Annotated in this window: 26 protein-coding genes and 1 pseudogene; 13 read left to right on the top strand and 14 right to left on the bottom strand. The window is 61.9% G+C overall.

All coding sequences use genetic code 11. The features are described 5' to 3' along the window. Window positions 1-126 precede the first annotated feature (126 nt). From ACWTU7_RS20005 to ACWTU7_RS20015, 3 genes are all read left to right on the top strand, one after another. Window positions 127-846, top strand: a complete 720-nt coding sequence (locus ACWTU7_RS20005) for a response regulator (RefSeq protein ID WP_065009610.1) — start codon at window positions 127-129, stop codon at window positions 844-846. Continuing rightward, on the top strand, window positions 843-2,324 hold the full coding sequence (locus ACWTU7_RS20010) for an ATP-binding protein (protein ID WP_455839769.1): 1,482 nt from the start codon (window positions 843-845) through the stop codon (window positions 2,322-2,324). The genes ACWTU7_RS20005 and ACWTU7_RS20010 overlap by 4 nt, the downstream gene beginning before the upstream one ends. A 190-nt stretch (window positions 2,325-2,514) precedes the next feature. Next, window positions 2,515-2,970 carry a c-type cytochrome gene (locus ACWTU7_RS20015; RefSeq protein WP_455839768.1) on the top strand — a complete coding sequence of 152 codons (456 nt, stop codon included), beginning with the start codon at window positions 2,515-2,517 and terminating at the stop codon, window positions 2,968-2,970. Window positions 2,971-3,002: 32 nt separating this feature from the next. Here the strand turns inward: ACWTU7_RS20015 and ACWTU7_RS20020 are convergent, their stop codons facing one another. Further along, a complete protein-coding gene (locus tag ACWTU7_RS20020) occupies window positions 3,003-3,578 on the bottom strand; it encodes a Spy/CpxP family protein refolding chaperone (RefSeq protein ID WP_455839767.1) in 576 nt (191 codons plus the stop codon). A 69-nt stretch (window positions 3,579-3,647) separates the two neighbouring features. Here ACWTU7_RS20020 and ACWTU7_RS20025 point away from each other — a divergent pair, with 69 nt between their 5' ends. Continuing rightward, window positions 3,648-4,178, top strand: a complete 531-nt coding sequence (locus ACWTU7_RS20025) for a Crp/Fnr family transcriptional regulator (RefSeq protein WP_455839766.1) — start codon at window positions 3,648-3,650, stop codon at window positions 4,176-4,178. A 19-nt stretch (window positions 4,179-4,197) separates the two neighbouring features. On the opposite strand, the gene ACWTU7_RS20030 is transcribed toward ACWTU7_RS20025, so the two are convergent. The 4 genes and pseudogenes from ACWTU7_RS20030 to ACWTU7_RS20045 form a co-directional block, all read right to left on the bottom strand. Continuing rightward, on the bottom strand, window positions 4,198-4,677 hold the full coding sequence (locus ACWTU7_RS20030) for a c-type cytochrome (protein ID WP_455839765.1): 480 nt from the start codon (window positions 4,675-4,677) through the stop codon (window positions 4,198-4,200). A gap of 24 nt (window positions 4,678-4,701) precedes the next feature. After that, the gene (locus ACWTU7_RS20035; RefSeq protein WP_455839764.1) at window positions 4,702-5,577 is read right to left on the bottom strand and encodes a WD40/YVTN/BNR-like repeat-containing protein; all 876 of its coding nucleotides are present in this window, start codon (window positions 5,575-5,577) and stop codon (window positions 4,702-4,704) included. Between the two features lie 283 nt (window positions 5,578-5,860). Beyond that, window positions 5,861-5,992 (bottom strand): annotated as a pseudogene (locus ACWTU7_RS20040) (4-hydroxythreonine-4-phosphate dehydrogenase PdxA); the annotation flags it as partial. Window positions 5,993-6,117: 125 nt separating this feature from the next. Beyond that, window positions 6,118-6,642, bottom strand: coding sequence for a TetR/AcrR family transcriptional regulator (locus ACWTU7_RS20045; protein ID WP_455839762.1), 525 nt, complete (start codon window positions 6,640-6,642; stop codon window positions 6,118-6,120). Between the two features lie 350 nt (window positions 6,643-6,992). Between ACWTU7_RS20045 and ACWTU7_RS20050 the strand changes: the two genes are divergently transcribed. From ACWTU7_RS20050 to ACWTU7_RS20060, 3 genes are all read left to right on the top strand, one after another. Next, window positions 6,993-7,520, top strand: a complete 528-nt coding sequence (locus ACWTU7_RS20050) for a hypothetical protein (RefSeq protein WP_455839761.1) — start codon at window positions 6,993-6,995, stop codon at window positions 7,518-7,520. Window positions 7,521-7,721: 201 nt separating this feature from the next. Continuing rightward, a complete protein-coding gene (gene copM, locus ACWTU7_RS20055; protein WP_455839760.1) occupies window positions 7,722-8,174 on the top strand; it encodes a CopM family metallochaperone in 453 nt (150 codons plus the stop codon). A 52-nt stretch (window positions 8,175-8,226) separates the two neighbouring features. Then, window positions 8,227-8,559 carry a four-helix bundle copper-binding protein gene (locus ACWTU7_RS20060; protein ID WP_455839759.1) on the top strand — a complete coding sequence of 111 codons (333 nt, stop codon included), beginning with the start codon at window positions 8,227-8,229 and terminating at the stop codon, window positions 8,557-8,559. 53 nt (window positions 8,560-8,612) lie between these two features. Here ACWTU7_RS20060 and ACWTU7_RS20065 read toward each other — a convergent pair whose 3' ends face one another. Beyond that, window positions 8,613-8,858 carry a hypothetical protein gene (locus ACWTU7_RS20065; protein WP_455839758.1) on the bottom strand — a complete coding sequence of 82 codons (246 nt, stop codon included), beginning with the start codon at window positions 8,856-8,858 and terminating at the stop codon, window positions 8,613-8,615. Window positions 8,859-8,996: 138 nt separating this feature from the next. On the opposite strand from ACWTU7_RS20065, the gene ACWTU7_RS20070 reads away from it, so the two are divergent. Next, window positions 8,997-9,365 carry a hypothetical protein gene (locus tag ACWTU7_RS20070; protein ID WP_455839757.1) on the top strand — a complete coding sequence of 123 codons (369 nt, stop codon included), beginning with the start codon at window positions 8,997-8,999 and terminating at the stop codon, window positions 9,363-9,365. A gap of 73 nt (window positions 9,366-9,438) precedes the next feature. Here the strand turns inward: ACWTU7_RS20070 and ACWTU7_RS20075 are convergent, their stop codons facing one another. The 8 genes from ACWTU7_RS20075 to ACWTU7_RS20110 form a co-directional block, all read right to left on the bottom strand. After that, window positions 9,439-9,723 carry a copper-binding protein gene (locus ACWTU7_RS20075; RefSeq protein WP_455839756.1) on the bottom strand — a complete coding sequence of 95 codons (285 nt, stop codon included), beginning with the start codon at window positions 9,721-9,723 and terminating at the stop codon, window positions 9,439-9,441. Window positions 9,724-9,749: 26 nt separating this feature from the next. Next, window positions 9,750-10,238, bottom strand: a complete 489-nt coding sequence (locus ACWTU7_RS20080) for a cupredoxin domain-containing protein (protein WP_455839755.1) — start codon at window positions 10,236-10,238, stop codon at window positions 9,750-9,752. A 42-nt stretch (window positions 10,239-10,280) separates the two neighbouring features. Then, a complete protein-coding gene (locus tag ACWTU7_RS20085; protein WP_455839754.1) occupies window positions 10,281-11,639 on the bottom strand; it encodes a multicopper oxidase family protein in 1,359 nt (452 codons plus the stop codon). Window positions 11,640-11,656: 17 nt separating this feature from the next. After that, window positions 11,657-13,114: a TolC family protein gene (locus ACWTU7_RS20090; protein ID WP_455839753.1), complete on the bottom strand. Its 1,458-nt coding sequence runs from the start codon at window positions 13,112-13,114 to the stop codon at window positions 11,657-11,659. Then, the gene (locus ACWTU7_RS20095) at window positions 13,111-13,344 is read right to left on the bottom strand and encodes a hypothetical protein (protein ID WP_455839752.1); all 234 of its coding nucleotides are present in this window, start codon (window positions 13,342-13,344) and stop codon (window positions 13,111-13,113) included. The genes ACWTU7_RS20090 and ACWTU7_RS20095 overlap by 4 nt, the downstream gene beginning before the upstream one ends. An 81-nt stretch (window positions 13,345-13,425) precedes the next feature. After that, window positions 13,426-13,926: a hypothetical protein gene (locus ACWTU7_RS20100; RefSeq protein ID WP_455839751.1), complete on the bottom strand. Its 501-nt coding sequence runs from the start codon at window positions 13,924-13,926 to the stop codon at window positions 13,426-13,428. 17 nt (window positions 13,927-13,943) lie between these two features. After that, the gene (locus ACWTU7_RS20105) at window positions 13,944-14,381 is read right to left on the bottom strand and encodes a YqaA family protein (RefSeq protein ID WP_455839750.1); all 438 of its coding nucleotides are present in this window, start codon (window positions 14,379-14,381) and stop codon (window positions 13,944-13,946) included. A 26-nt stretch (window positions 14,382-14,407) separates the two neighbouring features. Continuing rightward, window positions 14,408-16,411, bottom strand: coding sequence for a DUF4396 domain-containing protein (locus ACWTU7_RS20110; RefSeq protein ID WP_455839749.1), 2,004 nt, complete (start codon window positions 16,409-16,411; stop codon window positions 14,408-14,410). 327 nt (window positions 16,412-16,738) lie between these two features. On the opposite strand from ACWTU7_RS20110, the gene ACWTU7_RS20115 reads away from it, so the two are divergent. The 5 genes from ACWTU7_RS20115 (at window position 16,739) to ACWTU7_RS20135 (ending at window position 21,604) form a co-directional block, all read left to right on the top strand. Beyond that, a complete protein-coding gene (locus ACWTU7_RS20115; protein ID WP_095520761.1) occupies window positions 16,739-17,458 on the top strand; it encodes a FadR/GntR family transcriptional regulator in 720 nt (239 codons plus the stop codon). 61 nt (window positions 17,459-17,519) lie between these two features. Beyond that, complete coding sequence (locus tag ACWTU7_RS20120; RefSeq protein WP_455839836.1) at window positions 17,520-18,494, top strand: sialic acid TRAP transporter substrate-binding protein SiaP; 975 nt, start codon at window positions 17,520-17,522, stop codon at window positions 18,492-18,494. 81 nt (window positions 18,495-18,575) lie between these two features. Beyond that, on the top strand, window positions 18,576-19,148 hold the full coding sequence (locus ACWTU7_RS20125; protein WP_095520762.1) for a TRAP transporter small permease: 573 nt from the start codon (window positions 18,576-18,578) through the stop codon (window positions 19,146-19,148). Window positions 19,149-19,151: 3 nt separating this feature from the next. Continuing rightward, window positions 19,152-20,558: a TRAP transporter large permease gene (locus ACWTU7_RS20130; protein WP_455839748.1), complete on the top strand. Its 1,407-nt coding sequence runs from the start codon at window positions 19,152-19,154 to the stop codon at window positions 20,556-20,558. After that, complete coding sequence (locus ACWTU7_RS20135) at window positions 20,555-21,604, top strand: L-idonate 5-dehydrogenase (RefSeq protein ID WP_455839747.1); 1,050 nt, start codon at window positions 20,555-20,557, stop codon at window positions 21,602-21,604. The genes ACWTU7_RS20130 and ACWTU7_RS20135 overlap by 4 nt, the downstream gene beginning before the upstream one ends. Window positions 21,605-21,625: the final 21 nt, after the last annotated feature.

The raw sequence follows: 21,625 nt of genomic DNA on the forward strand, positions 1-21,625 counted from the left end.
ACTTCTCACGCTTTGTTGATGCCGCACGAGATTGCCGCCGTGGCGCAGAAGGTGATCATCCGTGTAGACGCAAACTAGATATCGTCGATACTGGCCGACTATTCAGCGGCGGCTTTGGAGCATTGTATGGAAGCGGCGCAGCACATCGCGGTCGTCGACGACCACAGGGACATCCGCGACCTCGTCGGGAAATACCTCACCCAGCAAGGTTATCGCGTCAGCGTCGCCGACAGCACGGCCGCGCTCAAGCGGCTGCTCGACCGCAGCCTGCCCGATCTTATCGTCCTCGACGTCATGATGCCTGGCGAGGACGGCATTGCCGCCTGCCGGCACGTGCGCGGGACGGTGGACGTTCCGATCATCTTTCTTACCGCCATGGCCGAGGAGATCGACCGGATCGTCGGCCTCGAGATCGGGGCCGACGACTACCTGACGAAGCCGTTCAATCCGCGAGAACTGCTGGCGCGGATTAAGGCCGTGCTCAGGCGCGTCCACAGCCTGCCGCCGCAGCGCGGTCGTCTCAAATCGAACGCGCTGCGGTTCGACCGCTGGACGCTGAATGTAGGCCGCCGCGAGCTGGTCGGGCTCGACGGCGTGGCGGTCGCGCTCAGCACGGCTGAATTCCGCCTTCTCACCGCCTTTATCGAGCACGTCGGGATCGTACTCAGCCGGGATCAGCTGCTCGACCTCACGGTTGGGCGCTCGGCCGACGGTTTCGACCGGGCCGTCGACAACCAGGTGAGCCGGCTGCGCAAGAAAATCGAGGCGGACCCGAAGAGTCCGATGCTGATCAAGACGCACTGGGGCGGCGGCTACTGCTTCACCGCCGAGGTGGCTCCCGCATGATGCTGTTGTGGAGACGCAGCCTGGCGGCCCGCTTCCTCATGCTGGTGCTGCTTGCGCTCGCCCTGTCGCAGGCAATCACATTCCTGATCTCGTGGGACGAGCGCGGACAGGCCCTGCACGCGGCGGCCAAGGGCGAGTTCGTCAGCCGCACGTCCTCGCTTGCGCTTCTGCTGGACACCACGCCGCCCTCGCTTCGGCCCGACATCCTCAACGTCAGCGGCACGGCCTATACGCGTTTCTGGACCTCGGACGGCGGACCGAACAATCCTCTCGCCTGGCAACAGCAAGCCTTGACCCAGCTCGCCAAGCCGCTGCCCGGGATTGCCGGGAAGTATGCCGCCTACGTGAACGGACAGGCCTCGAGCGCAGTCGATGCCGCCGACCCTTCCGTGCCGCCGCGCATGGTGGATTTGTCCGGCAATGGCAGGCCTTTCTCTCGGCCGGCCAAGTTTCTTTATATGGACGCCGCCCCAAACGGCATGGGCCTTTCCGTCCGCCTCGATGACAGCACCTGGCTGAATGCCGCCTACGCCAAGGCAATGCCGAACGCCTTCTGGACGACGCAATCGGCGATATCGCTGGCGCTCACTGCACTCATCCTCTCCGCCATCGCGATTTTCGGGGCGCAGGCAATCGCGCGTCCGCTGCGACGGCTCGCCAATGCCGCTGAACTGTTCGGCCGCGGCGAGGCTGTGCCGCGGCTGCCGGAATCAGGGCCGGCCGACATCCGCCAGACCGCCGAGGCGTTCAATCGCATGCAGGAGCGCCTGCAGCGTTTCGTCGAGGATCGCACGCGCATGCTGGCGGCGATCAGCCACGACCTGCGCACGCCGCTGACCTCGCTCAGGCTGCGCGCGGAGTTTGTCCAGGATCACGATCTCCAGGAAAAGATGTTGAAGACCATCGAGGAGATCCAGTCGATGACGGAAGCAGCGCTCGCCTTCGCGCGCGAGGACGCCGCCGTGGAGGAGACGCGAACCGTCGATCTTTCGGCGCTGGTCGGCAGCCTCTGCGACGATCTGGCAGAGCTGGGCCAAAACATCACCGTCAGCGACGGGCCAAAGGTGCTGTATCGCTGTCGGCCGGACTCCCTTCGCCGGGCGATCCGCAATCTCGTCGAAAATGCCGTCCGCTATGGCGAGCAGGCCAAGGTGAGCCTGGTCAGGAGTGCCGACAGCCTGGACATCGTGGTCCAGGACACCGGACCTGGCATACCGCCAGGCGATATGGAACAGGTGTTCGCCCCCTTCTTCCGCCTGGAGCAGTCGCGCAACCGGGAGACTGGCGGCGTCGGGCTCGGCCTGTCAATTGCCCGCGCCATCGCCCGTCACCACGGCGGCGACATCGTGCTGGAAAACCGGAGCAACGGTCTTCGCGCGGTCATCAGGCTGCCGCTCATCGACATGGCCAAGCAGCTGGCCCCGGCGCCTGTACCTGAAACGCACCCTCCGACCGGACTGCGATCCTTGCCGGTTTGACCGAAACCTGTCCCGCGATCGGAACTCCCGCGCTGTCGCGCCACGGTTCGATCAATGTCGTCGCAACCCACATGCTCCCCAGTGCCTTTCTTAACCCAGCCGCCGCTCTCGCTGCTGAGTGGCTGGTCCTGCCGGAAGCTTCCGGCCACCAGCAAAGCCCCTCTCTTAAACGTTCCGCAGAGGTCATCCGATGAGCCATTCACAAGCCACGACACGCAACCACGTTATTTCCGTCGGAGTTGCCACCGCATCTCCGGCGACGTTCATCACGCGAGCGCGTGCGTCCCTGGCAGCGCTCTTGGTTGCCGGCGGCCTGCTGTTGCCGGGCGCCGCTTCCGCGCAGCAGGCCGACGGCGAGCGGCTGTTCCGGCAACGCTGCGGCAGCTGCCACAGCTTGGAGCCAGGCCAGAACAGAACCGGTCTGCATCTGTCGGGCGTCATCGGGCGCAAGGCCGGCAGTGTCGAGGGCGCCCGCTATTCGGCCGCGCTGCGAGAATCGGCCATCGTCTGGGAAGGCGGTACCCTTGATACCTTCCTCGCGGCGCCACGCCAGATGGTTCCGGGCACGTCGATGACAGTGGGCGTTCCCAACGCCGCTCAGCGCGCCGCGATCATCGGCTATCTGGAAGGTGCGGTCGCACAATAGTGTCCGCTGATGAAACCAAGGCGTCGCCCTGTTCAATCGACCTGCCCAGAATATCCGCGAAGCTGTGAGTACCGGCGGATCTGCTCAGGGGTAAGCAATCCGGCCATCTCGAGATGATAGCGCAGGTGCGCTGCCCGTAGCGCGCCTTGCACGTCGGCGATGGTCTTTGTCAGTTCAGCGAGGTGTGCCGAAATTATCTTTCGTTCGGAAAACAAGCGGTCAAGTTCGGTCTCTTTCTCGATGATGCGCAGTCCGAGCGGGATGGTTTCTGCCTTCATCCGATCCAGCAGGGCCTTGGTCCGCGACGCCTGTTCATCGGTGACGCCAAGGGCATCCCGCAGTTCGAGGACATGTGACGGACCCGGATAGGAGTTGAGTTCGGCCGCCAGCGCCAGACCCATCCCTCGCCCGGCCAAAAGATCAGCCATCTGCTCGCCCGAGAGCGCTTTCACGCGGCGTTTCTCCATCCCGGAATAAGAAGATGTGGCTGGATCCTTTCCTTCAGCGGACTTGTGATGGTTGATGCTGCCATGCTGCTGTGCCAGCCCGTGAGCGACGGCAAGAAAAGTCAGCATGAGAGACAGCACGGCAATGGGGAGGCGGTTCATCGAGCGATCTCCGGCGTTTCTTCTTGCGAGGTTTGACACGGCCGCGGGAACTGAAACATGATTGCGATCATGTCTGAACTCCTCTTCGAGCGATTCCTTGAACTCGCGGAACGCGAGCAATCTCTCCCTACCGGCAGCGTCCTGTTTCGTATGGACGACCCGGTCTTGTCGCTCTTCCTGGTCACCGCGGGAGAACTGCGCCTTGTCCGGGCACTTCCTGACGGGTTCCAGCTGACGTTGCAGCGTGCCGGCTCGGCTTCGATCCTGGCCGAGGCTTCGCTGTTTGCGGATCGATACCATTGCGACGCCTTGGCGACCGAGGAATCGACGGTGCGCGCTGTGTCGATCACCAGGGCCAAGGCGGTGCTCGAAAGCGATCGCGCGCTGGCCTCCTCACTGCTGCGACACTTGGCGGGCGAGGTCCACCGGACGCGAACGCGGGCCGAGATATTATCCCTGAAATCCGTTGCGGCGAGAGTTAGTGCCTGGATGGCATGCAACGGTGGCATCTTGCCGCCCAAGGGACGCTGGCATCACGTTGCGTCGGAGATCGCCGTTACGCCGGAGGCGTTTTATCGGGAGCTTGCCCGTCGGCGATAATGTGCCGCCACAATGCGGCTCATCGTGCGGACGATTCCCGCCGCGCAAAGACGCGGTTCAGTTCGTCGTGGCGACGGCGCATGTCGTCCGGCCAGCGCGACTTGATATAGGACAAGGCCGCGATGATATCGGCGTCGGTTAGGAGTCCCCTGAAAGCTGGCATCCGCGTTTTGTAATCCTTGAGGTTGGCGGCTTCGGCGACGCCAAGTTTCGTTATCCTGAACAGCAGTGTGTCCGGGTGGTGCCAGGTGTGACCGCTTTCGTCGTGGGGCGGGGCCGGAAGGAATCCATCCTTGTCCTGCGCTTTCCAGCCCGGTTGACCTTCTAGGTTCTTGCCATGGCAAGAGACGCAATGCGCCACGTAAACGGCCTCGCCGCGCGCGATGACACGGGCATCGTCGGGCTTGAGGATCCCGCCCGACTTGCCGCCGAAAACAAGAACCACGCAGACCGCCACCAAGGCGGCCAGAGCAAGCGCCAGCGCCAGCTTTCCAGTCACCCTACGATCCACTGTGTCACCGCATCAACGACCGAGTGCGGTCCAGTTGACGCCGCCGTCGGTGCTGGCCAGGATATCACCTTGGTGAGACGCCACGAATATCCGATCCTTGTCGGCCGGATCGACCGCGAGATGCAGCAGGATTTGGTCACTCAAGCCGCTGGGAAGAGGCGCGAAGTTCAGAGCAGCCTCCGCGGATCGGACAAGTCCTCGTCCCACCACGAACGCGTAGACGGAACCGTCGGCCGTCACCTCAACGAGACTGACGGGCGCGCCATCGAGGACCGTTTCCCAGATCAGGCCTCCATTCCTACTGACCGACAGACCTCCTTCAGTCGCGGCGTAAATCGTGTTGGCGTCCTTTGCCGATGCGGCGAGGTCGATTAGCTTTTCGGGCAGCAGTCCAACCACCGACCATGTCTTCCCGGCATCGCGGCTCACCTGTAGGCCGCCGTAGGCGCCGTAGAGAACCTGAGGATCGGCCGAGCTGACCGTCAACTGGTGGAAGTCGACCGGCCCGTCTGCACCCGGCGCGATCTGCGTCCATGTCGCGCCGTTGTCGGTCGAGGCGATGAATCCGAGATTACCGCCGCCTGCGGGGTGGCCGCTGGCGTAAAGCGACCTCGGGTCGGATGGGTCCGGAGTGAATCCCATGAAATCCTGCACCGGCGAAATGAGCTCTGCCTTCCCGTTCGGCCCGGCACGAAAGAGCCCATGGTGCGTTGCTATCAGGAGTTTTTGCGAATCTTCCCTGTCGATGGCCAGCCCATGGATATGGGTGCGCTGTTTCAGCTGTGAAACCGAAACAGCCTCGGCTCCCGCCGCGGATGCGCTCCAGGCGGCCGCAAGCGCAAGGGCCGATATCATGCTTGCGGCGATCGTCATCAAAGTTCGTCTCATCTGATCACCTCCGGCTTCTGGCATTCATTGTGCGCACGATATCAGAACGGGGATTGCAGTGCATCGGATCCGTCTGCGCAGCCAGCCCCGGTTTGACTGACGCGCAAGGCGAGCCGTGCAAATGCGCCGCTGATGTCAGGCCGCCCTATTCAGGCATCCGGCGTTCTCGACCGCGTGCGAAATTCTTTCAGCATCGGCCCCGGTCTCGACCGATACGGCTTTGGCCGGCAAGTCCACGGTGACGACCGCCTGGCACCGAGACGTATCTGTCTCACGCGAGGATTCACGTTTTGGACAGAGAACGATGTTTCGCGATCCTGGCGGCCATCCTGATCGCAGAGATGAGGCTGCCCGGATCCGCGACCCCGCGCCCAGCGAGGTCCAGAGCTGTGCCGTGGTCCGGCGACGTGCGCACGATTCCGTTTTGGTCTTAGCTCGCCGACAAGATCGCAGCACGCCGGCAACATGCACAGCCAGAAACTCCTCGATCGCAACCGCTAGAAGCGCTGTATCAACGTCTTGGGTCCGCTTTTGCACGGGTTAGCCGCGAGGTTGCAACCCGGCCAGTGTAACCGCGACCAGCCGGCGGACCGCGGCCTTGGATGTCAGGCGGTTGGCTGCCGTGAGGGCGTGGAGGCAATAGGTCGCAAGCTCGACAGGCGCGACGTCGTTCCGGAGGGCGCCCATCGCTGCGCCCTCGGCCAGCAGATCGCGGACGAGCAGGTGGAGATGGTGCTGCGCCTTGACGACGTGGTCGCCGCGATGCAGGCGTGCTGCGAGTTCGGTGCCATGGTGCTTCTGAGAAATGAACGCGTACGCTTCAAGTACCGCCTCCAGCCTCTCACCGGCGTCGCCAGCCTTGTCCCGGATTGCAACGAGGTGTTCGAGGTGACCGGCGACCTGGCGTTCGTGCCAGGCGACGAGGATTGCTTCGACGTCCGGGAAATATTTGTACAACGTTGCACGACCTATTCCAGTCTCCTCGGCGATTTTCGCCATCGTCACGGACAGCAACCCGTGCTTGGCCACCAGCGCCGCGGTGGCGTCCAGGGTGGCGTCGCGCACCGCGCGGCGGTGCGCATCGATTGTTTCGTTCCATAACTTCGGCACCGTCCCAATATACGTGACGTAGCAGCCGTGTCGAGATACGAGACATCAAGACTTGATGGAGACATACTGTGTCGATAAAATCTTCGTGTCATGAAAACGCGACCACCCCGCACGACGCAGGAGACGCCCATGGCCGACCCACCTCCTTATCCCGGCGCACCCCGCTGGGTGAAAGTTTCGGGGATCATCGCGATCGTCCTGGTCCTGCTGATTATCGCTGTGGTCTTCACGGGTGTCGGCGGGCCCCACGGCCCCGGTCGGCACCTGCAGTCCTCCAGCGTTACAGAGCCTGGCATGCAACAGCGATGACCATGACACCGGGCGTTCGCAAATTCGCGCTCACCGCGCATGTCACGTCCTCGGTCGGCACTCTCGGTGCGGTCGCCGGCTTCCTGGCTCTCGCCGTCGCCGGCCTGACCAGCACAGATTCGCAGGTGGTGCGCGCCGCCTATCTCGCGATGGAGTTGACCGCATGGTACGTCATCGTTCCGCTGGTCCTGGCCTCGTTGGTCACCGGGCTTGTCCAGTCACTGAGCACTCCATGGGGCCTGTTCCGCCACTATTGGGTCGTGGCGAAACTGCTGCTGAACGTCCTTGTCACCATCGTCCTGCTGCTTCAGCTGGAGCTAATCGGCTATTTAGCAGACGTCTCTGCAGAGACGATGTTTTCCAGCGCGGATCTTCGGGGGCTGAGGGTCTCACCTGTGATCCACGCTGCGGGAGGGCTGCTGGCACTGCTCGTGCCTGTGGTTCTGTCGCTCTACAAGCCGCGAGGCCTGACCCCTTATGGGTGGCGCAAGCAGTATGAGGGGTCGATGGCTCCGCATCCATAGATGCAGCCCGTCTAAAACCGGCGTTCCGCCACATCGGAACAAAGTTTCTACGCTTCCCGTTGCGCAGCATGTCATGCGTTGCTCGCGGATCCCTGACCGGTTGGACCGACCTCCAAAACCATGAACGCATTCATGCCCCGAGCCGGCGCCGGGGCGAGACCTCGGCACCGCGCGTCGTAGTTCAAGATTAGGAGATGAATCATGGCAAGTACCAAACTCACGTTCGCCATGGCACTGTTGATGTCGGGTTTCGCCCCGGCGGCGTTCGCTCAGCAATCCTCCGACCAGCCTATGGATGTGGCTCCGACGCCCCTGCCGGAGCAATGCGGTCAGGCTGAAGGCGCATCAGCAGGGCACACCATGCCAGGATTGGCAGGCATGGACATGTCGGGCATGAATGAAGCGCACAAGGCCAACATGGCGGCGATGATGAAGATGCATCCTGCCATGATGCAAGGGATGATGGCCAAAGACCCTGATGTCGCCTTCGCCTGCGGGATGATCGCGCATCACCAGGGCGCGATCGACATGGCCGAAGTCGAGCTGAAATACGGCGACAATGACGAAGCCAAAAAGATGGCTCAGAAGATCATCGACGCCCAGACTAACGAAATCGGTGAGTTCAAGCAGTGGCTTGATGCCAACGCAAAGTGATCGTCAGGAGACGTCGTAAGGCGCTTCTCGACTCGAACAAGGAACACCTTCCATGCATCACCTTAGCCCCGAAATGAAAAGCTGCATCGACGAATGCCTGCGCTGTTATTCCGTGTGCCTTTCGACCGCGATGGGCCACTGCCTGGAACTGGGCGGCCAACACACCGAAAAGCGGCACTTCACGTTGATGATGGCATGCGCCGAGATCTGCCGGACATCGGCGCATTTCATGCTCATCGGTTCCGAGCACCACAAGCACACCTGTAGCGAATGCGCCGAGATCTGCAGCGAATGTGCGGATGACTGTGAGCGCATTGGCGACATGCAGGAATGCGTCGAGGCCTGCCGTCGCTGCGCAGAGAGCTGCCGGAAAATGGCAGCCTAGAATCTTGTCCGAGGGCCCCCGGTTCAGAACCCGCGCCCTCGTTACTGCGATTGTCATTTGAAGAACACGAACTTGACCAAGCCAGCGGTCACCAGCACGACCAGAGCGAGGAGGATGAAGCCTGCCACGCCCATTCCCCACATTCCCCGGACATCATCTGATCCATAATTTCGCTCCTGTTCAGCGGCCAACTTCAGTTCAGCGTCTGCTCTTGGCTCATCGACCATACTCCGGCTCGGCAACCGCCAGCCCTTGACGATGCCGTAGACGGCCGGGACGAGCGTCAGGACGCCGATCATGGGCATGGCTCGTGTGCTGCGCGCTTCGAGGGATTTCCGGCCCTTTCGATTGCCTCCGCCGCTCTGCCGAAAATGGAGATTCGATTCGAATACCGATGCGACAGGTGATAGTCTCGCCTTGGCTCCTCGGAGGAGGAAATGCGCGCCATTGCAGTATTTGCCGGCGTGTTGGTGGCTACGCCGTCGATGGCGGCGGAGCAACTGGTCTTTCACACCGCCAATTTTCCAGATGCCACCTCGGTCCAGCTCAGCGTCATGAACAACAGTGTCTCACGACATGGGGATTATGACTTTGACGTCGCTATTGGCCTGGTCGAGACGGACGCGAACGGCGTCATCAGGTACGAAGATACCGGCAGGCATCATGCACGCATTCGATGTAATTATCCGGCATATGTCAGCGTGGGTACGCGAAAATACCCCATAGAGACGCCTCTGAGCCGCTCCGCACATGACGACTGGAAAGAAAAACTCTGGATGACTTTCTGCGCGGCCCCTTCATCCTGACTTCCGTACTCATGGCACTCTCGCCAGGGCAGCGCCGCAGGTTGATTTTTCAACCCGCGGCGCTGGTCCCGGATCACTTGATGCCGGTGACCGTTATGCGTCCGTTGACACGGTCGGCTGTAAACTCGATCGCCTGCCCCGCCTTGACCTTCTCGAGAATACCGCCCTCCGCGACGACGAACACCATCGTCATGGCGGGCATATCGAGATTGGTCAGCGGCTCATGCTTGATCGTCAGCTTCTTCTGTTTGGCGTCGACCTTGACGACTTCGCCCTTCACGTATTCCTGCGCGAGCGCGCTCCCGCCGATGGCGAGCATGAGCGCGAGTGTCGAGAGTGTCTTTACCAATAGGGTCATGATCTGCTTCCTTTGCGGTTTGGCGGTCAGTTGGCGACGGTGATGTCGCCCTTCATGCCGGAATCGTAGTGACCCGGAACCAGGCAGGCGAAACCGAATTCGCCGGCATTGGCGAACGTCCAGATGATCTCGCCTCTGGCGCCGGGCGCCAGCCGGATCGAATTGGGATCGGCGTGCTCCATCTCGGGGAACTTCTCCATCAGCGCCTTGTGCTCCATGATCCCCTCATGGACGTCCATGACGAACTCGTGGTCGACTTGGCCTTTGTTGACGAACTTCAGGCGAACGGTCTCGCCCTTCTTCACCTTGAGCACGGCCGGTTGGAACAACATCGTCCCGTCGTCCTTCTCGGACATCGAGATGTTGACAGTCCGCTTTGCCTTGCCAGCTTCACCAGGGTTGCCGATCGGCATCGTGGCGGCTTTGTCGCCATGGCCTCCGGCATGGGTTCCACCGGCAAGAGCTGCTTCCGAACTGACCGCCATCAAAACGGCCGCTGCGATTATGGGTTTCATGCTGCACTTTCTTTCGTTGTTGCGGTTGAGGGTTTCGGTTTCTCATCCCTGTTTGCCGTGACCGCCGTGCGCTGCCGGGGCCATCGTTTTTGCATCGCCTGATTTCGTCGGAGCGGGGACTTCTCCCTTCCACTCGTAAGCCACGGTTCCCTCCGGGTGCTGGTACCAGCCCGGATCGGCGTAATCGTTCGAGGCAAGGCCCTCGCGAACCTTCACGACCGAGAACATCCCGCCCATCTCGATGGCGCCGAATTGGCCCCAGCCGGTCATCATGGGGATCGTGTTGTCGGGAAGCGGCATCTCCATTTCGCCCATGTCGGCCATGCCGCGGTCACCCATGGCCATGTATTCGGGCTGGACCCGGCGGATTTTATCGGTGAGCTTCGAGTTGTCGACGCCAATGTACGTGGGCACGTCGTGGCCCATGGCGTTCATTGTGTGGTGTGACTTATGGCAATGGATCGCCCAGTCACCTTCGTATTTGGCTTCGAACTCATATGCCCGCATGGCGCCGACGGGGATGTCGATCGACACTTCCGGCCACCGCGCCTCCGGCCGGATCCAGCCGCCATCGGTGCAGGTCACCTCGAAGTCGTAGCCATGCATGTGGATCGGATGATTGGTCATGGTCAGGTTGCCCACACGGACCCTGACCCGGTCGTTTTTCGCCACTGGAAGATGACTGATCCCCGGAAAGACGCGGCTGTTCCAGCCCCAGAGATTGAAATCCGTCATCTCCATGATGCGCGGGACGTACGACCCCGGTTCGATGTCGAAGGCATTCAGCAGGAACACGAAATCGCGGTCCACGCGCATGAATTTAGGGTCTTTGGGATGAATGACGAAGAAGCCCATCATGCCCATCGCCATCTGGACCATTTCGTCGGCGTGCGGGTGGTACATGAATGTGCCGCTCTTCACGAGGTCGAATTCGTAGACGAAGGTCTTGCCAGGTGGGATTCCGGGCTGGGTAAGACCGGTCACGCCGTCCATGCCGTTGGGCAGGATCATGCCGTGCCAATGGATAGTCGTGTGCTCCGGCAGCTTGTTTGTTACGAAGATGCGGACTCGATCGCCCTTGACCGCCTCTATGGTCGGGCCGGGAGATTGACCGTTGTAGCCCCAGAGATAGGCAGTCATGCCGGGCGACATCTCGCGCTCGACCGGCTCGGCCACGAGGTGGAACTCCTTCACGCCGCTGTTCATGCGATGCGGAAGGGTCCAGCCGTTGAGCGTCACGACCGGCTGGTAGTCCGGTCCGCTTGTCGGGAAGATCGGAGGCTGCATGTCGGGGGACTCCATGATTGGAGCATCGGGCAGCCCCATCGCGGACGTTTTGGTCCATGCAGTGGCGCCGGCGAGCAGGGCTCCCGCGCCTAGCAACTGACGTCTTGAAAGCATTTTTCTTCTCCTTGAGTTCAGTGGCTTTCGGCGCCCGCTTCGGCCGCGGCCGGTGCATCGCCGCCTCCGGACGAGCCTGCGCCGCCACCGTGGATGGCGGTTCCGAGGTTGACGTCGGCCAGCCAAAAATTGCGTTTGGCGTTGAGGGAAAGCATGATCGAGCTGATTTTCGCGCGTGTGTCCGCCAGCAGCTCGAACGTGTTGGTGATCATGCCGTTGTAGGTGAGGACCGACTCCGCCTCGATCTTTGTTCGCAGCGGCACAACATTGTTCCGATAGTGCCGGGCAATGTCGTAGGTCGAACGGTAGCTGTCATAGGCGGATCTGGCCTCCGACCGGATGTTGACGGCCTTTTCCGCGATCCGGTTTGCGGCTTGCATGTAGGCAAGCTCGGCCTTGCGCATGCGTGCCTGGCCGGTATCGAAAATCGGAATGACGAACTCGAGCTCCAGAGTGGGTGAGACGCTCGTCTCCGTTCCGCCCTCCTCCGACTCCTCGCGTTCCACCTCCACGCCGGAAAGTAGTTCCAGATCGCTGACGTAGCGCGTCGCCGTGGTCAGACCGTGGGATTTCGCCAGCGCTTCCAGCTCAAGTTTCGCGATCTCGAGGTCAACGCGATTTTTTAGCGCCTCCGCCTCGATTGCGCGTTTGGCCTTGGCCCCTTTCGGCAAGGCTGGAAGCATGTTGGGAACTGAATAATCGACATCCGGTCCCCATAGACCCATCAGCCGGGTGAGCTCTTCCTTGGCGGTCCGCGCGGCGAGCCGCGCCTCCGCCGCCTGACCGGTGATCTCGGCATAAAAGACGTGTTCGCGGGCCTGGCCGGTCTTTGTGAAGGCGCCCGTCTCGCCAAGTTTTTGAGCGAGTTCGGAGGCAGCGTCAGCGGCGGCTTGCGCCTTGTTCAGATACGAAACGCTCTCCCAGGCTGAGACAGCATTGATCCAGGCCCGCCGCGTGTCCGCGGCCAGCCGTAGCGTTTCTTCGGCGGCGCGGAGCTGGGCCTGACGGAAGCGTGCATCCGCGACTGCGACGCGCCGCTTGTGTGTCGCCAGCGCAAGGATGTTGCTGACCACCGTTCCTTCGATAGTCCGCACAGGATCGACGCCGATCATGCCGACAGAGATCGTCGGATTGACGAGCATCGATTCCTGCCACATGTCGGCCGCCGACAGACCGATCTCGGCGTAGGCGGCCTGCAGGCCCTTGTTGTTGAGCAAGGCGACCTGCACTGCGGTGTCCGGGCCGATCGTCTTCTTCTGGACGAGGCGCTTCACGCGCTCCGAGACCGTCCGCGCTTCCTCGCTGGATTGCACCCACACGGTTTTCTTGCCGATCACGGATTCGGCGCGCGCCGCGACCGTCGTGAAGCCGGCCGTCGGGGCTGAGATGCCATCAAGGGGCCTGCTGGTCGTGCATCCGGCTGCGATCAGCGGGATGGTTACCACCACAGCTATGGTCAGGGGCCGGCGCTTCATGATCCGGCTCCCGGGTTCGCAGAGGAGCGTTCTTCATTGAGACGCCGCCAATTCTGCGGATCCACCGGCTCCCGGTGGCGATAGTCGACGACGACCGGGTGGTAGTGTGCATCACGGACGCCCATTGCGGGATCGGCCGGATTGAAGGCGGGAAGCATGTCCGGCGGCGTGGTTGCCGCACATCCGGCAACTAACAGCGATGCGAGCATCGCGGAGCTTGCGATTTTCATTGTAGACCTGAAGCTTGACGTATGCGTTTGGCCGCGCGGGAACGGATTCCCGACGCTGCGCGAACACCCCGAAAGGGCGCGTCAGTTCAGATGTTTGGGGGGCCTTATGAGCGCAGTGTATTCGCCAAGCGGTAAGGTGACGTCAACGACGGGTGCAAAGCAGCGGGAGACAACATGCTCCAAGTCAGGGCAGTCGACCGGCACCGCATTTGCCGGCGCGCAATGGACTTCACAGTTCTTGTCGGAGGATTGCTTGGCGCCGTGATGATGCTCCGACGTATCCGCGTCGTCCGCAGTGGCGCCGTGATGGCCCATGTCGTGTGCGGATGTCTCGGCTTGGAGATCCACCCCGGCCTGGAGATCTGCCCCGGCGTGAAAACCCGTGGCATTGGCTGTGGCGAACAGACCAGGCTGAAGTGCCGACATGACCAGGAACACAACCGCCAGCATTGCTCGGACCGGTATGTTTCCTAAGATCGTAATTCGACCAAGAGCCCTCATCGCACCTTCCGACAATTGTTCGTCTGATTTGTCAAGGTCGTGGCGGTCACTTTGCTGCGGTGCAACCAAAAGTGAACGCAACTGCCTGCCATTTCGGTTTACATCAGACCCAGGACCACCCCGGCGACAACCAGATAACGCGAAACCTTCGCGAGGGCCACGATTGCGACAAAGCTCCATAGCGGCTCGCGCAAAACCCCAGCGACCACTGTCAGTGGATCGCCGATGATCGGCATCCAGCTTAACAGGAGCGACCATCTTCCATAACGGTGATACCATCTCATGGCGCGGTTGAGCGTCGCGGGAGGCAGCGGAAACCAGGGCCTGTCCCGGAAACGTTCGATGCCTCGACCAAGCCCCCAATTCACCGCCGAGCCCAGGACGTTGCCTATGCTGGCGACAACAACCAGCATTGCGGGCGAGAAGGAATGTGTGGCGAGGAGCCCGGCAAGCGCGGCCTCCGACTGCGCCGGAAGGATGGTCGCCGCGGCGAAGGCAATGGCAAACAGGCCGCCGTATACGGCAAAGATATCCATCTATGTTTCGCCTTGCGGCGCGAGCTTCAGGGCTGCACATCGATCACGACCATCAGCCCGCCACCGCCCTTCTCTTCGACATTGTTGTTGGTCGTATGATGCCCGATATGGCAGTGGATCAGCCATTTTCCGGGCCGACGAGCCAGCCAGACGACATCGTAGCGTTGCCCTGGTCCGACGTTGACTGTGTCGGCAAGGAAACGCGCCGACTCCGGGATAGTCTCGCCGTCGCGGGCGACAACTTCGAATGGACCGCCGTGGATGTGCATCGGGTGGATAAACCCATTATTGGTGCCGATGAAGCGCACTTTCAGAGTTTCGCCGACCTTTATCCTGATCGTGTCGGTTGACGGATAGGCGCGGCCGTTGATGGTGAAATAATTCGGCTGCCCGCCGTCCATCGGCATCGACGGAAAAGTCAGGCCCTCCCGCATCAGCCATTCCTGAAGCTGGATAACATAGTCGTGGTCTGCCGCAATCTCATCCTGGGGATTGGCGGGATCGATGATGAGCGCGCCGTAAAGTCCGAGCGCCTGCTGACGATCGACATGGTCATGCGAGTGATAGAAGTATGTTCCCGATTGGCCCGCCGTGAATTCATATCGGTAGCTGCCGCCGGGCGGGATCGGCTCCTGCGTGATCTCGGCCGGGCCATCCATTTCGTTCGGCAGGATCAACCCGTGCCAGTGCAGGGTCGTGCTCTCCGGCAGGCGGTTCGTGACATTGATCCGCACCCGGTCGCCTTGCCGGATATGCAGCCGTGGGCCCGGAACCTGACCGTTGATAGCATAGGCGTCGACTTTCACGTCCGGCAGGATCGCCCAGCGGATGACCGAGGTTTCCAGGTCGAACACCTTCACCCCGTTCTCCATCCTGGCTTGCAGTTCCCGGTCGCCGCGAACCTCCAGGCCATGGCTGGCCGTGATCAGGCGAGGATGCACGGCGGCCATGTCCAGCATCGCTGCAGCCGGCGTGTCGCGGTCCATGACCATGCCGGGCGGCATGATGGCGCCGCCTACATCTCGCGCGCTGAGGGTGAGGTTCACCCAATTGGCCGGAGCGATCATGCCGAGCGCCAGCGCAAGTACGGACACGCCGCCCAAGGCCGCGAGTTGCGGCACAGTTGCATCCGGTTCCATGCCGTGACCGCCATGCGTACCACGCGACCCGCCTCCCCGATTGCCGTGGGAGGAGCCATGGCTGGATCCATGATGGCCGGCTCCGGAGTTATCGCCTGGGTTGCCATGTCTGGGGTTGCTGTGTTCGTCAAAGCGCGCGTCAGCGTGACTGTGCCCCGCCATCCCGACTTCCGCGCCGCCATATGCGTGCTCGCGCCTGCCTTCCCTGGCCTTGTCGAATTCCGGTACGCGTTCGGTCATCAGCCCGTGCTTCAGGCCTCGGGCCACCATCCATACGTTAGAAGGATATGCGGTGATGAAGCCGACGATCACGCCGAACGACATGACACCCCAGAACAGGAGCTCGGTCGGCTCCATGGCCCGCATGTCGCTGCCCATCATCAGGAAGCTCATGACCGGCGCCATGCCCGCCATCATGAAATTCATGCTGATGAATTCCGGCATGAAGCTCTTGCGGACATTCTCCCAATAGGTGCCGCCCATCATCGATTTCATGAACAGCGACTGGAAGATGAACAGGCCGAAGGCGAATCCGGCGACATACTCAACGATGAGATCGATCCACATCGGCAACCCGAGCGCGGCGGTGATTGCCGCCGCGAGGATGATGCCGGTGGCGTCTCCGGCGACGCAGTGGATCGTCGAGCCGACGCCTTGCTTCCAGAGCGGCTTGGTGAACGCCTCGTGTTCGCCCGGCCGCGGCTCCTTGTCGGCCAGCACGTAAATCAGCAGCCCCAGCGGCCCCATATAGAGCGTGACCAGGATGAAGCCCCATTTCATCACCACGGGTTCGGGATTGTTGCGGAACTGATCCCACGCAACGTAAACCGTGCTGAGGGCCGCTAGAACGAACCAGACTGCAAGAAAGTAGTCGACGGGCTGTACGAACACTGCAGAACTCCTATCGGTTTTCTCTCCACTGACCGGGCGGCGGACTGTTTCGGCCGCCTTCTTGAACGCGCCGCGTCTAGCCCACCTGCGTAGAACTCCGGAGATGTTGGCGGCGAAACCACGCGATAAGTCTTCCAGTTGCTGGAAGGTCAAGAGTTGCCGTTCAGCTGTGGCCGATCCGTCGTTCCGAGCAAGGCACGAAGTTCCAAGGGCATTCTCTGCTGCTTGACTCTTCGTTTTTTTCGCGGCACTTTCGATCAATAGGTCAGACCATTTTACCGATCCGAGGTCAGCCGGATGATTCTGTTGAAGTAGAACTGGGTGACAATGCCGATCCAGGCCGTTGAACCGCGTCGACTCTACCGACAGATCGCCGATCAGCTCAGGCAGCTGATCGACGCCGGCGAGTTCGCAGTCGGCGATCGCCTGCCGACCGAGCGCGAACTGGCCGATCAGCTTGGCATCTCCCGCCCGACTGTCCGTGAAGCGCTGATCGCCCTCGAGGTCGAGGGGCGCATACGCATTCGCGTCGGCTCCGGCATCTACGTCACCGACCGGCCGCGTGCCGAGGTTTTGACCGCAGAGATGGATGAAGGCCCGTTCGAGTTGTTGCGGGCGCGCGAGTTCCTCGAAGGGGCGATCGCCGCCGAAGCCGCCCTCCATGTTCGGCCGATTGACATCGAACATATGGACGACGTGCTGCGCCGCATGGAGGACATACTTCACCCGACCAAGATGACGATCGCGCTCGACCGCGAGTTCCATACGATGGTGGCGGGCATTCTCGGAAACGCCGTCCTGGTGCGCTGTATCGGCGAGCTTTTCGACCAGCGCATGAACCCATATTTCGAACGACTGTCGAGTTATTTCGAGAACAGGGATTCCTGGCGAGCCGCGGCGGAGGAGCATCGCGCGGTGCGCGACGCGATCGCGGCGCGCGAGCCCGAACGGGCCAAGGCCGCCATGCAGGAACATCTGCGTCAGTCTCAACTGAGATTCTCACGCAATTTCGGTGAGAAATCCGCGGCCCGGGAGGTCGCGGGATAGGAGCCGGCCGACCGGGAGGATCCTGTCGGCACAGTCAAATCCAATCACAGGGAGGAATATGATGTTGAGAAAATACGTCGTTCTGCTCGGCACGATCGCCGCAATCGCTCTGCCCATGGCTTCGGCCTCTGCACAAACCGCGCTGAAATGGGCTCACGTCTACGAAACGTCCGAACCCTTCCACACCGAGTCCGTGTGGGCGGCGGAAGAGATCAAGAAGCGCACCGACGGCCGCTATACAATCGACGTCTTCCCGGCCTCGCAGCTCGGCAAGGAAGCCGACATCAACCAGGGGCTGACCCTCGGCACGGTTGACATCATCATCTCCGGATCGAGCTTCGCCGCCCGCGAATTCCCGCCGATCGGCGTGACCTACTTCCCGTTCACTTTCCGCGACGCCGATCATCTGCTCGCTTACACCAAGAGCGACAAATACAAGGAGTTGACCGGCGGCTACGAAGAGGCGTCCGGCCATCACATCACGGCGACCACCTACTACGGCACCCGTCACACGACCTCCAACCGGCCGATCGAAAAATGCGCCGACATGCAGGGCCTGAAGATCCGCGTGCCTGATGTGCCGGCCTATCTCGCCATGCCGCGCGCCTGCGGCGCCAACACCGCGCCGATCGCCTTCGCCGAGGTCTATCTCGCTTTGCAGCAGGGCACGGTGGAAGCGCAGGAAAACCCGCTGACGACGATCGACGCCAAGAAGTTCTACGAAGTGCAAAAGCATATTATCCTGACCGGACACATCGTCGACCATCTCAACACGATCGTGTCGCAATCGCGCTGGTCGCAATTGTCGGACGAGGACAAGGCGATCTTCACCGAGGTGATGCAGGAAGCCGCCGCGCGAGCGACAAAGATCATCGTCGATCGCGAGAAGGCCCTGGTTGATACCTTCAAGGAACGCGGTCTCACCGTCACCGAAGTCGATCGCGCCGATTTCGAAAAGAACGTGATGGAGAAGGTGACGTTCGAGGAGTTCGGCTACCGCAAGGAGGATTGGGAGGCGATCCGCGCCGTCAAATAACCTGCATCAAGTCCCGGCCCGGCGCGACAAGCGCGTCGGGTCTGTTGAGCCCGCTGTCCCAACGGTGTCCGGAGCTTGCCGATGACCCAAGAGGTCCACACCCAGGTTACCCCCGAAGAACTGGCGCATGCATTCGAGGAAGAAACCGCGCCCGTCGATCTGTCGCGATACGCGGTGGAAGACTGGCTCACGCTCGCCGTGTTCTGGGGCATGTCGTTCTGCGTGTTCCTGCAGTTCTTCACGCGCTACGTCATGAACAACAGTTTTGCCTGGACCGAGGAGATCGCCATCAACTGCCTCGTCGTCGTGGTCTTCTTAGGCTCAGTCATGTGCACACGCACCACGCGCCACATCCACGTCGACGTACTTTATCATTATCTTCCCGCTGGGGTGGGGCGCTACCTGGCGCTCGCGGTCAATCTGATTACCATTTGCTTCTTCGCCTATATGTCCTGGCTCCTCTGGCGCTATGTCGGGATCGTCCACCGCGAGCGGATGGTCACCATCAACCTGCCGCGCAACGTCGTCTTCTACGCCGTCTTCGCCGGTTTCGTGCTGATGATGCTGCGCGCCATCCAGGTATTCATCGGCAACATCCGCCGTGGCTACTCGGCGCTGGAGCGCCCCGCCGCGTTCGACGGACTGGGGGAATAGGCCATGCTGCTTCTGATCGGAGCGTTTCTCGTCCTGATGCTGGTCGGTGTGCCCGTCGCTGTGTCGATGGCGGTGTCGTCGCTGCTCTATCTCGTCTTCTATGGCGTGGCGCCCGACATCATTGCCGCGCAGCGCATGATCGCCGGTGTCGAGAGCTTTCCGCTGCTCGCCGTGCCGTTCTTCATCTTCGCCGGCAATCTCATGAACATCGCCGGCGTCACCGGGCGTATCTATTCCTTCGCGCTGGCGCTTGTCGGCTGGATGAAGGGCGGTCTCGCCCAGGTGAACATAGTCGGATCGGTGGTCTTCGCCGGCATGTCGGGCGCAGCCCTCGCCGACGCCGCCGGCATCGGCACCATCGAGATCAAGGCGATGCGCGACCATGGCTATCCCGTCGAGGCGGCCGTCGGCGTCACCGCGGCGTCCTCGACGCTCGGCCCGATCTTCCCGCCGTCGCTGCCCTTCGTCATCTACGGCATGATGGCCAACGTCTCGATCGGCGCGCTGTTCATGGCCGGCATCCTGCCCGGCGTCGTCATGACGGTGCTGATGATGGTGACGGTCGCGATCTTCGCCCATCGCCGGGGCTGGGGTTCGGACACGCCGTTCAAGTTGAACCGGCTCGCCGCCGCCTCGATCGAGGTGGCCGTCGTATGCTGCTTTCCGCTGGCGGTTTATGTCCTTGTCGAGATGGGACTGTCGCTCAATATTGCCGTTGGCATCGCGCTCGTCATCCTGATCGCCTGCGACTGGTATTTCGACTTCTCCGCCGTCATGGCGCTGATGACACCGATCATCCTGATCGGCGGCATGACCATGGGCTGGTTCACGCCGACCGAAGCGGCGATGGCCGCAGTCATCTGGTCGTTGTTTCTCGGGCTCGTGCGCTATCGCACGATGACACTCGCAGCCTTGGCCAAGGCCAGTTTTGACACGATCGAGACGACCGCGTCAGTCCTCTTCATCGTCACAGCAGCGTCGATCTTCGCCTGGTTGCTCACGGTCAGTCAGGCGGCGCAGCTCTTCTCGGTCTTCATCACATCGCTGACCGAAAACAAATGGGTGTTCCTGATCCTGGTGAACATCCTGATGCTGGTAGTCGGCTGTTTCCTCGACACGATCGCCGCTATCACGATCCTTGTTCCGATCCTCCTGCCGATCGTGGTCCTCTACGGGATCGATCCTGTGCATTTCGGTCTGATCATGACGCTTAATCTGATGATTGGTCTCCTCCATCCGCCGCTCGGCATGGTGCTGTTCGTCCTCTCGCGGGTCGCCAAGCTGTCGGTCGAGCGTACGACCATGGCAATTCTGCCCTGGCTTGTTCCGTTGATCGTCGCGCTGATCCTGATCACCTTCATCCCCGCCATCACGCTGTGGCTGCCGACGCAAATGGGACTGATCCGATGACCGACAGCGCAGTCGCCGCGACGCTGTTCGGCCCCGAGGATCTGCGCGTCGTCGAGCATCCGCTCGGCCCCCTCGCGCCGGGAATGGTGCGCGTGCGTTTCGGCGCAGGCGGCATCTGCGGTTCGGACCTGCATTATTTCCGTCATGCGCGGACCGGCGATTTTGTCGTCAAATCGCCGCTCGTGCTTGGCCACGAGGTCGCCGGAGAGATTGTCGGAATCAGCGCGGACGCGCCCGGACTTGCCGTCGGTGATCGCGTGGCAGTCAACCCGTCGCGCTGGTGCGGACAATGCGCCCGATGCGCCGAGGGCCGCGCCAATCTCTGCGAAAACATCTATTTCATGGGCTCCGCTTCGAAAACGCCGCATATGCAGGGCGGTTTTGCCAGCGTGTTCGATGCCACGCCGGCGCAATGCGTCAAGGTTCCGCACTCTATCGCCTATCAGGCCGCGGCACTCGCCGAACCACTCGCCGTCAGCCTGCACGCGGTGGCGCGGGCCGGCGACATTGCTGGCCGCAACGTCATCCTGTTCGGCGCCGGCCCCATCGGGCTCCTGACAATGCTCGCCGCCGGGCTCAAGGGATGTGGCGAGCTCACCGTCGTCGACATAGCAGAGGCGCCACTCGCCTTCGCCAGCAAGCTTGGAGCAAACAGGACGATCGACCTGTCCAGCGGCGACGAGGAGCTCAAGGCGCTCGCGTCCCACAGGGCGATCGATGTCGCGTTCGAGATTTCAGGCACGGCAGCGGGCCTCGCGGCGGCGATCGACAGCGTTCGGCGCGGCGGCACGGTCGTTCAGGTCGGCAATCTGCCGGGTGGTCAGATCCCGGTGGCGGCCAACGCGGTGATGGCCAAGGAAATCAATCTGCTTGGCACGTTTCGTTTCGACGTGGAATTCGATCAGGCGGTCGATCTCATCGTCGGCGGGGATATAGACGTCCTGAAGCTGGTGACCGCCGAACGCCCCCTCTCCTCGGCCCGCGATGCCTTTCGCCTGGCTGCCGACCGCTCGCAGAGCGTCAAGGTGGTGCTGACCGCCGACTGAGGAGTTTTTTCCCCGGGGCCT

The organism is Mesorhizobium sp. BHscii (assembly GCF_053848065.1).

Coding starts and splice junctions, on each gene's coding strand:
- ACWTU7_RS20070 (WP_455839757.1), top strand. CDS start 8,997: ATGCGCGCCATTGCAGTATTTGCCGGCGTGTTGGTGGCTACGCCGTCG.
- ACWTU7_RS20060 (WP_455839759.1), top strand. CDS start 8,227: ATGCATCACCTTAGCCCCGAAATGAAAAGCTGCATCGACGAATGCCTG.
- ACWTU7_RS20035 (WP_455839764.1), bottom strand. CDS start 5,577: ATGAGACGAACTTTGATGACGATCGCCGCAAGCATGATATCGGCCCTT.
- copM (WP_455839760.1), top strand. CDS start 7,722: ATGGCAAGTACCAAACTCACGTTCGCCATGGCACTGTTGATGTCGGGT.
- ACWTU7_RS20010 (WP_455839769.1), top strand. CDS start 843: ATGATGCTGTTGTGGAGACGCAGCCTGGCGGCCCGCTTCCTCATGCTG.
- ACWTU7_RS20125 (WP_095520762.1), top strand. CDS start 18,576: ATGACCCAAGAGGTCCACACCCAGGTTACCCCCGAAGAACTGGCGCAT.
- ACWTU7_RS20080 (WP_455839755.1), bottom strand. CDS start 10,238: ATGAAACCCATAATCGCAGCGGCCGTTTTGATGGCGGTCAGTTCGGAA.
- ACWTU7_RS20005 (WP_065009610.1), top strand. CDS start 127: ATGGAAGCGGCGCAGCACATCGCGGTCGTCGACGACCACAGGGACATC.
- ACWTU7_RS20120 (WP_455839836.1), top strand. CDS start 17,520: ATGTTGAGAAAATACGTCGTTCTGCTCGGCACGATCGCCGCAATCGCT.
- ACWTU7_RS20020 (WP_455839767.1), bottom strand. CDS start 3,578: ATGAACCGCCTCCCCATTGCCGTGCTGTCTCTCATGCTGACTTTTCTT.
- ACWTU7_RS20090 (WP_455839753.1), bottom strand. CDS start 13,114: ATGAAGCGCCGGCCCCTGACCATAGCTGTGGTGGTAACCATCCCGCTG.
- ACWTU7_RS20095 (WP_455839752.1), bottom strand. CDS start 13,344: ATGAAAATCGCAAGCTCCGCGATGCTCGCATCGCTGTTAGTTGCCGGA.
- ACWTU7_RS20050 (WP_455839761.1), top strand. CDS start 6,993: ATGACCATGACACCGGGCGTTCGCAAATTCGCGCTCACCGCGCATGTC.
- ACWTU7_RS20075 (WP_455839756.1), bottom strand. CDS start 9,723: ATGACCCTATTGGTAAAGACACTCTCGACACTCGCGCTCATGCTCGCC.
- ACWTU7_RS20105 (WP_455839750.1), bottom strand. CDS start 14,381: ATGGATATCTTTGCCGTATACGGCGGCCTGTTTGCCATTGCCTTCGCC.
- ACWTU7_RS20115 (WP_095520761.1), top strand. CDS start 16,739: ATGCCGATCCAGGCCGTTGAACCGCGTCGACTCTACCGACAGATCGCC.
- ACWTU7_RS20085 (WP_455839754.1), bottom strand. CDS start 11,639: ATGCTTTCAAGACGTCAGTTGCTAGGCGCGGGAGCCCTGCTCGCCGGC.
- ACWTU7_RS20130 (WP_455839748.1), top strand. CDS start 19,152: ATGCTGCTTCTGATCGGAGCGTTTCTCGTCCTGATGCTGGTCGGTGTG.
- ACWTU7_RS20065 (WP_455839758.1), bottom strand. CDS start 8,858: ATGATCGGCGTCCTGACGCTCGTCCCGGCCGTCTACGGCATCGTCAAG.
- ACWTU7_RS20025 (WP_455839766.1), top strand. CDS start 3,648: ATGTCTGAACTCCTCTTCGAGCGATTCCTTGAACTCGCGGAACGCGAG.
- ACWTU7_RS20015 (WP_455839768.1), top strand. CDS start 2,515: ATGAGCCATTCACAAGCCACGACACGCAACCACGTTATTTCCGTCGGA.
- ACWTU7_RS20135 (WP_455839747.1), top strand. CDS start 20,555: ATGACCGACAGCGCAGTCGCCGCGACGCTGTTCGGCCCCGAGGATCTG.